7 protein-coding genes are annotated in these 12,803 nt (G+C 36.8%); all 7 read left to right on the top strand.

From position 1 onward, the window contains the following. The first annotated feature begins 74 nt into the window (after positions 1–74). The 7 genes from QE431_RS12325 (at position 75) to QE431_RS12295 (ending at position 12,602) form a co-directional block, all read left to right on the top strand. Positions 75–1,148 (top strand): hypothetical protein, encoded by a 1,074-nt coding sequence (locus QE431_RS12325; protein ID WP_307296251.1) that lies wholly within the window; start codon positions 75–77, stop codon positions 1,146–1,148. Then, on the top strand, positions 1,099–3,237 hold the full coding sequence (locus QE431_RS12320; protein ID WP_307296249.1) for a DUF6298 domain-containing protein: 2,139 nt from the start codon (positions 1,099–1,101) through the stop codon (positions 3,235–3,237). The genes QE431_RS12325 and QE431_RS12320 overlap by 50 nt, the downstream gene beginning before the upstream one ends. Positions 3,238–3,382: 145 nt before the next feature. Next, positions 3,383–4,786 (top strand): glycoside hydrolase family 140 protein, encoded by a 1,404-nt coding sequence (locus tag QE431_RS12315; protein WP_307296246.1) that lies wholly within the window; start codon positions 3,383–3,385, stop codon positions 4,784–4,786. Between the two features lie 203 nt (positions 4,787–4,989). Further along, entirely contained in the window at positions 4,990–6,558 is a 1,569-nt protein-coding gene (locus QE431_RS12310; protein WP_307296244.1) for a glycoside hydrolase family 28 protein, read from the top strand. A gap of 269 nt (positions 6,559–6,827) precedes the next feature. Further along, positions 6,828–7,745 (top strand): glycoside hydrolase family 43 protein, encoded by a 918-nt coding sequence (locus QE431_RS12305; protein WP_307296243.1) that lies wholly within the window; start codon positions 6,828–6,830, stop codon positions 7,743–7,745. 66 nt (positions 7,746–7,811) lie between these two features. Beyond that, positions 7,812–9,674 carry an exo-alpha-sialidase gene (locus tag QE431_RS12300; protein WP_307296240.1) on the top strand — a complete coding sequence of 621 codons (1,863 nt, stop codon included), beginning with the start codon at positions 7,812–7,814 and terminating at the stop codon, positions 9,672–9,674. A gap of 153 nt (positions 9,675–9,827) precedes the next feature. After that, positions 9,828–12,602, top strand: coding sequence for a glycoside hydrolase family 78 protein (locus QE431_RS12295; RefSeq protein WP_307296238.1), 2,775 nt, complete (start codon positions 9,828–9,830; stop codon positions 12,600–12,602). Positions 12,603–12,803 lie beyond the last annotated feature (201 nt).

Below are 12,803 nucleotides of genomic sequence, written 5' to 3'. Positions count from 1 at the left end.
GAGATTTCTCCTTCGTCGAAATGACAAGATTGTGGAAATTAGGAATGTAAATAATAAACCTAAAAATTATTAAGTTGAATTTTACCCAATTTAAAAATACAATCTCCCTTCAAAAAGATAAAATAATTTTATCGGCTTTCGTGATGCTTTTCAGCATTAGCATTACAACAGCACAAACCAATTTCCCAGACATTATCAAAACCAAAGAAGGAAAACTTTCTTTCACAAAAGATAATAAAGGAAACCAAATTCCTGATTTTTCTTATGCAGGATATATGGCATCAGAAAAAGCAATTCCGAATATCGAGAATAAAATTTTTGTTCCAAAACAAGAAGAAGATGCAACTCAAAGAATTCAGGCTGCGATTGATTATGTAAGTAATTTAAAACCAAATAAATCAGGTTTTCGCGGAGCAGTTCTTTTAGACAAAGGAACTTTTAAAATCAGTGGTACTTTATTCATCAGAAAATCAGGCGTTGTTTTACGCGGAAGCGGCAATAATGAAAACGGAACTATCCTTTTAGGAACCGGATTAAAAAGAGAAGCTGTAATTAGGGTTTTAGGAATTGACGATAAAAAACTCGGTGAAACCTTTGAATTCAGTACAAATTATACGCCGCTTGGAACCAAAACAATTCAATTAAAAAATACCTCAAAATTAAAGCCTTCAGATGAAATTATCATCACAAAACCTTTGACCGATAATTGGATTAAAGAGTTAAAGATGGATGATTTTGGCGCAGAAACAGGCTGGGTTGGCTGGAAAAAAAATGACTGGGATATTACTTGGAACAGAGTCGTAACCCAAATCAATGGCAATGAAGTAACTCTAAACGCTCCATTGACAATGGCTTTAGATGATGTTTACGGAACTGCAAAAGTAAACACGTATTCTTGGTCAGGAAGAATTGAGCAAATCGGAATCGAAAATATTTTATTGAAATCAGCTTATGATACTTCAAAACCAAAAGACGAAGAACATAGATGGTTTGGAATCAGCATTGAAAACACAAGAAACGCCTGGGTAAAACAAGTTAGTTTTAAACATTTTGCTGGTGGAGCCGTTTCGGTATTAAAATCGGCACAGCAAATTACAGTTGAAGACTGTATTGCAACCGAACCCGTCTCTGAAATTTGCAGGTTTTAGGCGTCATACCTTTTATACAGAAGGGCAGCAGACCTTATTTCAACGATGTTATTCAGAATACGGCTACCACGATTTTGCAGTTGGCGGCTTTGGTACAGCAGGACCAAATGTATTTATTCAATGCGAATCATTTTTGCCATTTAATAACAGCGGTGCTATCGGAAGCTGGGCAACAGGCGTACTATTTGAGATTTCTTATGTAGACGGCCACGCTTTAAGTTACAATAACAGAGAGCAAAACGGAAGAGGCGCAGGATGGACTGCTGCTAATAGTGTGATTTGGGAAACTTCAGCATCGAAAATAGAATGTTACAATCCGCCAACAGCGCAAAACTGGGCTTTTGGAACTTGGGGCGGCATTATGGCTGGAGACGGGCATTGGAAAGATGTAAACAACCATATTTCGCCAAGAAGTTTATTTTATGCACAACTAGAAAACAGACTGGAAAAACTTCCTGTAAATCCGCATATTTATGATTTAGGTTCAGAACCTTCTTCAAGTCCTACAATGGAAGTTGCGGCCGAATTAACCAAAAATTCAGTAGCTCCAAAAGAAAGTTTAGTAGAATGGATTGCAGAAGTTTCAAAAGCAAATCCAATTAATACAAATAATTCAGGACTTAAAAATGCGAATGATTTAAAAATAAATGCAGCGCAAAATACAATTTCAGATAAAAAAGTAACCACAAAAAATGGATGGCTTACTTATGACAATAAAGTAATCGCCGGAAATAGATTAAGCGTGCCGTGGTGGAGAGGAAGTCTTAGAGACAGTGATATTTCTAAATCAGTTCCGGATGTTACAAGATTCGTTCCCGGAAGAATCGGAACCGGATTTACAGATAACATCAATGAAGTATCAGATTATTTGAGTGCCAATAATATGGTCGCTTTAGAGCACAATTATGGTTTGTGGTACGAAAGAAGAATGGACGATCACGAAAGAGTTCGCCGTTTTGATGCCGATGTTTGGCCGCCGTTTTACGAACAGCCATTTGCCAGAAGCGGTCAGGATTTGGCTTGGGATCAATTAAGCAAATACGATTTAACAAAATTCAATGATTGGTACTGGGAGCGTTTGTCGCTTTTTGCGAATGTCGCAGAAGCGAAAGGACAGTTGTTAGTTAATCAGCAATATTTTCAGCATAATATTATAGAAGCTGGAGCACACTGGTCAAGTTCACCGTGGCGTTCGGCCAACAATATAAACAGTACGGGATTTCCAGAACCACCGCCATATGCAGGAGACAAGCGTATTTTCATGGCAGAGCAGTTTTACGATGTTACGAATCCTGCAAGAAGAAAATTACACCAAGGTTTTATCAGAAAATCATTGGATAATTTTGCAGAAAACAGCAACGTAATTCAGTTAACAAGCGCCGAATATACAGGTCCGCTGCACTTTATGGAATTCTGGCTGGACGAAGTTCAAAAATGGAAAGACGAAACAGGTAAAAAAGCAATTATAGGTTTAAGTGCTACAAAAGACGTTCAGGATGCTATATTAAACGATGCCAAAAGAGCCAAAACAGTAGATGCAATTGACATTCGTTATTGGTATTACAAAGAAGACGGATCGACTTACGCGCCAGAAGGCGGTAAAAATTTGGCACCAAGACAACACGCCAGAAAATTAAAAACCGGAAAAGAAACCGATAATCAGGTGTATCGTGCCGTGCGCGAATACCGAGAAAAATATCCTGAAAAGGTAATTTTATATTCAACCGACGGTTCACCAAGATTTGGATGGCCGGCTTTAATGGCGGGCGCTTCATTAGCAAATATTCCAAAAATCGAGCTTCCTGAGTTTTATGCCGCTTTAAGCGAAATGAAATTAGTAGACGGAAATACGTTTTCAGACAATCTCTGGAAACTCGAAAACAAAGGAAAAAGCTATCTTTTTTATCTGAAAACCGATCAGGATATTACAATCGACTTATCAAACGGAAAAGGAACTTTTGAAGTATACACAATAAACGAAGCAACAGGAAATACATCGAAAAAAGCAAATATCAGCGGAGGAAAACAAGTAACAATTCCACAAGCTGAAATAAAAGAAAAAGTAGTTTTTGTTTTTAAAAAGAATTAAAAATCAAAGATTAAAAATTAAAAATGAAATCTGCTCAATCTGCAAAATCTGCGAGAAAAATTTAAAGACAAAGCTTGGAAAATCCATTAAATCAGTGAAATCTGTGGCAAAAAAAATAAAAATATAATTTCAAAATACAACCAAAATGAATCTGAAAATTAAATATTTATACGCCCTAAGTGCAAGTTTTATATTGACAGCACAAAGCGGATTTTCGCAGGCTGCCAAAACAAAAGATGCCCTGCCTGAAATCAAAATTTCTAAAAATCAGCATTATTTTGTTACCGGAGATGAAAAACCATTTTTCTGGCTGGGCGACACAGGCTGGCTGGCATTCGGAAAATTAGACAGAGCAGGAGTAGACAAATATTTTAAAGACAGAAAAGACAAAGGATTTAACGTTGTTCAGGTGATGGTTTTGCACAACATCAATGCCGTTAACGTATATGGCGATGCAGCTTTAATCAACGAAGACGTATCAAAACCATTGCTTACAGCAGGAAATGATTTTAAAGATGCAAAACAATACGATTATTGGGATCACGTAGATTATACATTAGAAGTCGCTCGCAAAAACGGAATTTATTTAGCAATGGTTCCGGTTTGGGGCACCAACGTTTCTAAAGGAAATAAAGTAAACAAAGAACAGGCAATAGAATATGCAACGTTTTTGGCAAATCGATATAAAAACAAAACCAACGTAATTTGGTTAAACGGAGGCGATACGCACGGAAATGAATTTCAGGATATCTGGAACGCTATCGGGAATACGTTAAAAACCAATAATCCAAATCAATTAGTGACTTTTCACCCGTTTGGAAGAACCGATTCTTCGGAGAATTTTCACAACGCAAAATGGCTGGATTTCAACATGTTCCAATCAGGACACAGAAGATACGATCAGGATTCAATAAAAACGAATTTCAAAGAAGACAATTACAAATTTGTGCTAAGAGATTTCGAATTAAAACCAACCAAACCTACGCTTGACGGAGAACCATCTTACGAAGGAATTCCACATGGTTTGCACGATACTTTACAGCCAAAATGGACAGCAAATGATGTTCGCCGTTACGGATATTGGTCAGTTCTATCTGGCGCATCAGGATATACATACGGGCACAACGCCGTAATGCAGATGTTTAGAAAAGGTGATAAACCAGCGTACGGAAACAAGGAATTATGGACATCAGCGATTAATGCACCAGGAGCAAAGCAGATGGTTTATATTAAAAAACTGATGGAAGAATTTCCATTTTTAGAAGGAACTCCAGATGTTTCATTAGTAGTTAACCAAGGAGAAAAATACGATTACATTCCTGCGATAAGAGGAGAAAAATATGCTTTGTTTTACACTTACAACGGAAGAATAATAGAAGCCAAACTAGGAAAAATTTCTGGTGATAAATTCGAAGCAACCTGGTACAATCCAAGAAATGGCAAGAAAACTAAAATAGGGACATTTGATAATAAAGGAACTCAAAATTTTCAACCAGCAGGAAAAAAAGAAGACGGTAATGACTGGGTTTTGATTTTACGTTCCATTTAGTAATTAGTGAAAAGTAAAAAGTAATTAGTGAAATGCAATTCTTGAAATAAGTAATCACAGATTATCCACAATATTGTCATTCCGAGGAACGAGGAATCACACTCGAGAATCGACAAAGATTGGCGAATTACTTTATGGAATTTCTAGTGAAATTCCTCGTTCCTCGGAATGACAAACAGTTCGATTATCCAAAAATATAAACAATGAAAAATATACTAATAATCCTCTGCTTCATAACTGGTCTTAACACCGCTTTCGCAAACGACGGCTGGTTAAACATTCTAAATGAAGGAGGAAACAACAAAGGAATAAAATGCACCCAAGCGATTCAAAACGCAATTGAAAAAGCATCTAAAAATGGTGGCGGAACTATCTTTTTCCCTGCTGGGGAATATCTTACGGGAGCATTAACTCTAAAAAGCAACATCACGATTCATTTGGATTCGGGAGCATTTTTGAAGTTTTCAGAAAATTTTGATGACTATTTGCCTTATGTAGAAATGCGTTACGAAGGAATTGTAATGAAAAGTTTCCAGCCTTTATTTTATGCTAAAGATGTAGAAAATATTACCATCAAAGGAAGAGGCGTAATCGACGGACAAGGAAAAGCGTGGTGGAATGAAGTGTACCGAATCGAAACAGCCAAAGAACCGCTTCCTCCAACCAAATACCAAACGATGTGGGAAGAGCAAAACAAAGGCCTTTACACAGAACCATATTACAAAAGAACGGTTGATAAAAAATTCTTTAGACCTTCTTTTTTTCAGGCTTACAACTGTAAAAATATTTTAATAGAAGGCGTTATGTTTCAAAATTCGCCTTTTTGGACCATCAACCCTGAATTTTGTGATAATGTAACGGTAACCGGAATTTCGATTTTTAATCCACATTCGCCAAATACAGATGGGATTAATCCTTCGTCTTGCACCAATGTTCATATTTCAAATTGTCATATCAGCGTTGGAGACGACTGCATTACGATTAAATCAGGAAGAGACGGCGACGGACGTAAATACGGAAAGGCAACTGAAAATGTTACGATTACCAATTGTACCATGTTAAGCGGTCATGGCGGCGTTGTTATTGGAAGTGAAATGTCGGGAGGAATCAAGAAAATCACGATTTCAAACTGTGTTTTCGACGGAACAGATCGCGGAATCCGTATCAAAGCAGCACGCGGACGAGGCGGTGTTGTAGAAGATATTCGTGTCGATAATATCGTAATGAAAAACATTAAAGAAGAAGCAATTGTACTAAGCCTTTTCTATGATAAAGACACCAAAGTAGAACCTGTAACCGAGAAAACACCGATTTTCAGAAACATTCACATGAGCAACATTACAGCTTCAAACGTGAACAAAGCAGGACAAATTTTAGGAATTACCGAAATGCCGATTCAGAACATCACTTTCTCCAACATCAATATGGACGGAAAAGAAGGCTTTACGGTAAACACGGCTACAGATGTTGAATTTCACGATGTAAAAGTTAATGCGACGATTGGTTCTTCTTTCAAAATATCAGATTCGAAAAATATTATTTTAGACAATGCTGGATCTTCAACACCAATTAAAAATGTTCCGGTAATTAAATTAGATAATGTTTCTAATGTGTTGATTAATAATAATTTTCCATTCAATGCTACGGATGTTTTCATCGAAGCAAACGGAAAAGACACAAAGAATGTTTTCCTAAAAAATAATGTTTTTAACAATGTAACAACATCAGTTAAAAAAGGAAAGGATTTAGATAAAAAAGCAATTACAGAATAACGCAGCGCAATCCTGCAAGGTTTTCAAAACCTTGTAGGTATTTAATAATTTTATTTAGAAGCAGAAACAATAGGCATTTTTGGAAACATCGTCCCGCTTTCCGTTACAATCTTTTTTGTCTCGTTAAAGAAACGAGACAAAAAAGGATTTTCACTGCAATCGGGGCTAAAGATGAAAATTTGGCTTTTTTGGAATTATTAGGTTTGTGAATTAAACATAAAATATACCTACAAGGTTTTGGAAACCTTGCAGGAAAAGAAAAACAAGACATGAAAAAAATAGTCATCATAGTAACCTTTTTCCTTTTTGCGATTAGTTATTCGCAGAAAAAGAAAGACTTATACCTTTTTACGTCGTTTCGTGAACCAGCAACAGAAGGTTTATATCTGGCATACAGCGAAGACGGTTACAACTGGAAAGGTCTGGAAGGATCATTCTTAAAACCTGAAATCGGCGCAAGCAAAATCATGCGTGATCCGTCGATTACAAAAGGAGCAGACGGAACCTATCACATGGTTTGGACAACCGACTGGAAAGGCGGAAATGGTTTTGGATATGCAAGTTCCAAAGATTTAATTCATTGGTCAAAACAAGAATATATTCCGGTAATGAAAAACGAACCGGAAGTGGTAAACGTTTGGGCGCCGGAAATTTTTTACGATGATGTCAAAAAAGAATACATCATTATATGGGCATCGACAATTCCGTTCCGATTTGAAAAAGGTGTGGAAGAAGAAAAAAACAATCACAGAATGTATTATGTAACAACAAAAGATTTCAAAACATTCTCTGATACAAAATTATATTACGAACCAGGTTTCAGCGTAATTGACTGTGTGATTGTAAAGAAAGGAAAAAAAGATTATGTTTTGGTTCTGAAAGACAACACCAGACCCATGCGAAACATAAAAGTAGCTTTCGGAAAATCGCCTTTAGGGCCATTCAGAAAAAGTTCAGAACCTTTGACAGAATATTTATCAGAAGGACCAACGGTAGTGAAAGTGGGTAAAAAATGGCTGTTGTATTATGACAATTACGGATCAAAAAATTATAAAGCCTTAAGTACTTCAGATTTTGTTCATTTTGAAGATGTTTCATCCAAAATAAGCCTTCCCGAAGGACACAAACACGGAACGATTACCACAATCTCTGAAGAAGTTTTAAAAGGATTAATTGAAAAGAAATAATTCGCAACGAGACCTAACAGGTTTTTAAAACCTGTTAGGTCTGATCAGAATAAAAAATAAAACATAATGATTGCTTTCCAAAAAATAAAAACCAACCTCTTAACTACAGCCACAATTTTATTGATTGGCACAGCTGTAAATGCGCAGAATGACACCGTTCGTTACGTTGGTAAAACACTTTCAAATGTAGATTATCATCACGGGCAGTTAAGTCCAGCAGTTGGAGTTCACGCTACACAGATCATGCGTGCGAGCAGAGAACATCCTGAAAAAGCCGATGGTTTTGGCTGGACATACAATCATCAGCCTACAATGGCGTATTGGAATGATTCTTTTTATCTGCAGTATTTAAGTGATCCTGCTGGCGAGCATATTCCGCCAAGCCAGACGCTGATTATGACTTCAAAAGACGGCGTAAGCTGGAAAATGCCAAAAGTAATTTTCCCAATTTATCATATTCCTGACGGATGGAAAAAAGAGGGCGTAGAAGGCGTTTCTAAAAATCTGGATGCGATTATGCATCAGAGAATGGGTTTTTATACTTCAAAAGACAAACGACTTTTTGCTTTGGCGTATTACGGAATTGCGATGGATGAAAAAGACGATCCAAACGACGGAAAAGGAATTGGACGTGTGATCCGCGAAATCAAAAAAGACGGCAGTTTTGGCGAAATTTATTTCATCAGATACAATAAATCCTGGGACAAGTCGAAATCGGCTTTTCCGTTTTATACACAGGCAAAAGACAAAGGTTTGAAAAAAGCCTGCGAAGAAATTTTATCTGATCCGTTGGTTTTACAGCAATGGGTAGAGGAAGCAGATCGTGATGACGAATTGATTCCGCTAAAGAAACCTTATAAAGCTTTAAGTTCGTATCATCTGCCAAATGGTGATGTTGTAGGTTTATGGAAACACGCTTTAACTTCGATTAGTAAAGACGGAGGAAAAACATGGGAATACACTCCCGTTCGTGCTCCCGGTTTTGTAAACAGCAATGCTAAAATCTGGGGACAAAAAACGTCTGATAATCGTTATGCGACCGTTTACAATCCATCAGAATACCGCTGGCCTTTGGCAATTTCAACAAGTGATGACGGATTGAATTACAAAGATTTACTATTAGTTCATGGGGAAATTAGTCCGATGCGTTATGGCGGCAACTACAAATCAGCAGGGCCTCAATATGTTCGTGGTATTTCAGAAGGTGACGGAACTCCGCCTGACGGAAAACTTTGGGTAAGCTACAGTGTAAACAAAGAAGATATTTGGGTAGCATCGATTCCGGTTCCGGTTACTTCGGTTGTGACAGAAAATGCAAATGATGTTTTCAGTAATCTTCCTGACGGACAAGAATTAAAGTTATGGAATACATATGATTTATCTTGGGCTTCAACCAAAATAGAAAAGAAAGACGGCAAAAAATGGCTGACTTTAAGAGATCAGGATTATTTTGATTATGCCCGCGCAGAACGTGTTATTCCGTTTGCAGAAAAAATGGAAGTCACTTTTACAGTTAAACCAGAACAGAATAATCACGGTTTATTACAAGTTGAATTTCAGAATAAACAAGGATTGCCAGCGGTAAGATTAACTTTTGATTCGGATGGGCAGTTGAAAACAAAAACGGGAGCGCGTTTCAATACGATTGCCAAATACGAAGCAGGAAAAGAGTATAAAGTAACTGTAAAACTGAACGTTAAAACCCGTTCTTACACGATAAAAGTAAACGACGAAAAAGAATCAACGAGAATTTTTTATGCTCCGGTTGATGGCTTTGAGCGAATTATGTTCCGCACAGGCGAACAAAGATATACGCCAAATCCGGACACAGCGCCAGACACAGATGATTACGACGATCTGCCTCAAACGGGAAAATTAATTCCGGAAGCAGTATTTAATATTGAATCGTTGATAACGAAAAAGTTATAAAATTGAACACGGATGAAACGGATTTACTTCGTAAAAACACAGATTAAAACGGATTTTTTATTTTTTAATAGCTAGAATATAAAATCCGCGTCAATCAGCGTCTTCGCGATAGCGAATCCGTTTCATCCGCGTTCAAAATCTCAACAATACGAAATGAAGAATTTCAAAAACATAGTATTAGCAATTTGTCTTTTAGTAACCTTAGTTTCTAAAGGACAAATTTTGCCTGTACATTTAACAACAGAAATGGCTGACAATCCATTAGCAGTTGTTCAAAATCAGCCGAGGCTGAGCTGGAAGCTGGTTTCAAAAGAATCTGATGCATCACAAATTGCTTATTTGATTTTAGTTGCTTCTTCAGAAGAAAAATTAAATAATGACGATGGAGATATCTGGAATTCTGGAAGAGTAAATACAGATAAAAATCTGCATATTGTTTATAATGGAAAGCCATTAAAAAACGAAACCAAATATTTCTGGAAAGTAAAAGTCTGGAATCAAGTTGGAAAAATTTCTAAATGGAGTAAGACAGCTTCTTTCAGAACTGCTTCGTTAGAATCAGAATTGAATCCGATTTGGATTGGGGCGATTACCAAAGCCGACAGTCATTTACCGGAAGGCCGAAATTATCATACAGCCACTTTCAACAGAGAAAAAAAGAATTCATTTATAAATGCTTCAGATTCACTGTCACGCAGAAGTATCATGCTTCGTAAACCTTTCGAAGTAAAAAAAGAAATCAAAGAAGCAGTTGTTTATATCTCAGGTTTAGGACATTATGAATTGACTATCAATGGTAAAAAAGTGGGAAACAGCCAATTTGCGCCATTGTGGACAGATTACGATAAAACTGTTAATTATAATATTTACGAATTAAGCGCAAAAGAATTTCAAAAAGGCGATAACGTAATTGGTGTTTTGTTAGGAAACGGAATGTACAATACGTTGGAAGAAAGATATACCAAATTCTTCGTGAGTTTTGGTCCGCCGACATTGCTCTTCAAAATGAAAATCAGCTATAAAGACGGTTCAGAAGAAATTATAAAATCGGATGAAACCTGGAAATACAGCAAAAGTCCGATTACCTACAACAGTATTTTTGGTGGAGAAGATTACAACGCTAATTTAGAACAAAAAGGCTGGAACAGAAAAGGTTTCAAAGATGTTGACTGGAAAAAAGTTGTAATTCAGGAAGCCCCAAAAGGAGTTCTAAGACCGCAGACTGCACCGCCGGTTACAATTCAGAAGCAATACGAAGTAAAAACCGTAAAAGAGTTGAAACCGAATTTCTATGTTTTTGATATGGGACAGAATCTTTCGGGATTTCCAACTATCAAAGTCAAGGGAAAAAAAGGACAGACTATTCGTGTTTGGGTAGCCGAAGGTTTAAATGAAGAAGGAACAATTGCTCAGGGAAGATCCGGAAAACCATACTATTACGATTTTACTTTAAAAGGAAAAGACGTCGAAGAATGGACACCAAAATTCAGTTTCTACGGTTATCAATATGTTCAGATTGAAAACATTAATTATAAAGAAGATAAGAATAAGGAACTTCCAACTTTGATTGATTTAAAATCGAATTTCATTTACAATTCGGCGGGAGAAGCAGGAAGTTTTGCCTGTTCAAATGAGATTTTTAATAAAACACACCAGCTGATTAATAATTCGATAAAAAGTAATTTCCAAAGTGTTTTTACCGATTGTCCGCAGCGTGAAAAATTAGGCTGGCTGGAAGAAATTCATTTGAACGGCCCTGGTTTAATGTTCAATTATAATTTAAAGACTTTCATTCCTGCAACGATGCAGAATATATCTGATTCACAACGCGATAACGGATTAATTCCGACTATCGTTCCGGAATATGTAATTTTTGGCGGTGACTTTACCGATTCTCCGGAATGGGGTGTCACAGGTGTAATTCTGCCCTGGATGTATTATGAATATTACGGCGATGCTTCTTTACTCGAAAAATATTTTCCTGTAATGAAAAAGTATGTGGATTATTTAGGGACAAAAGCTGAAAATCATATCTTATCGCACGGATTAGGAGACTGGTACGATTACGGAACGCACGCTGCAGGTTATTCAAAAAACAGTCCGATTGCACTTTCGGCTACTTCACATTATTATTATGGCGCTTACTTAGTGGCAAAAGCAGCTAAAATGTTGGGAAAAACGGAAGATGTTGAGAAATACGAAACTTTGGCTTCTGAAATTAAAACGGCTTTGAATGCAAAATTTTTCAATCCAGAAACGAAGCAATATGGTACAAACAGTCAGTTTAGCAATGCTGTTCCGATTTTTATGAATATTGTAGAGCCTCAATATAAAGAGGCTGTAATGCAGAATTTATTAGCTGACATCAAAGAAAAAGGCGATCGTTTGACAACTGGAGATGTTGGTAATCGCTATTTATTCCAGACTTTGGCAAGAAATGGAGAAAACGAAACGATGTACAAAATGCACAATCATTACGATGCGCCGGGTTATGGTTTTCAGATTAAATTTGGTTTAACGACTTTAACGGAACAATGGGATCCGAGAAAAGGAAATTCGTGGAATCATTTTATGCTGGGGCAGATTGAAGAATGGTTTTATCAAAGCTTAGCGGGAATTATGGCCGATCCAGAAAAACCGGGCTTCAAACATTTCTTTATCCAGCCGGAAGTAGTGGGCGATATGACTTTCGCAAAAGCGGACTATCAATCGGTTTACGGAAAAATTGTTTCGTCTTGGGAAAAGAAAGACGGCAAATTTATTCTGAATGTTGAAATTCCCGTGAATACAACGGCAACAATAAAATTACCTGTTTCTAAAAGTTCGGAAATAAAAATTGATGATAAAAAAGTTCGAGCAGGTTTTGATGGAACGAAACCAACTTTAGAATTAGGTTCAGGAAAATATACAATCGAATGCAAATTATAGAACGAATATAGAACACGGATGATACGGATTCGCTATCGCGAAGACGCGGATTGACGCGGATTTTTTATGAATAGCCTCCAGTTTTAACTGGAGGTTAAAAATAGCATAAGTTATAGGGCTTTAGCCAAATGAATAAGTTAGGCTAAAGCCAATATAGAAAGTAAATTATTTCCCTCCAGCAAAAGCAGGAGGCAATTCAAA

Source organism: Flavobacterium sp. SORGH_AS_0622, from assembly GCF_030818825.1.
Classification (GTDB): Bacteria; Bacteroidota; Bacteroidia; order Flavobacteriales; family Flavobacteriaceae; genus Flavobacterium.
This window is presented reverse-complemented; position numbering and strand designations above follow the sequence as displayed.

Excerpts from the sequence above, each read along its gene's own strand:
- QE431_RS12300 (WP_307296240.1), top strand. The coding sequence starts at position 7,812 with ATGATTGCTTTCCAAAAAATAAAAACCAACCTCTTAACTACAGCCACA.
- QE431_RS12310 (WP_307296244.1), top strand. The coding sequence starts at position 4,990 with ATGAAAAATATACTAATAATCCTCTGCTTCATAACTGGTCTTAACACC.
- QE431_RS12305 (WP_307296243.1), top strand. The coding sequence starts at position 6,828 with ATGAAAAAAATAGTCATCATAGTAACCTTTTTCCTTTTTGCGATTAGT.
- QE431_RS12295 (WP_307296238.1), top strand. The coding sequence starts at position 9,828 with ATGAAGAATTTCAAAAACATAGTATTAGCAATTTGTCTTTTAGTAACC.
- QE431_RS12315 (WP_307296246.1), top strand. The coding sequence starts at position 3,383 with ATGAATCTGAAAATTAAATATTTATACGCCCTAAGTGCAAGTTTTATA.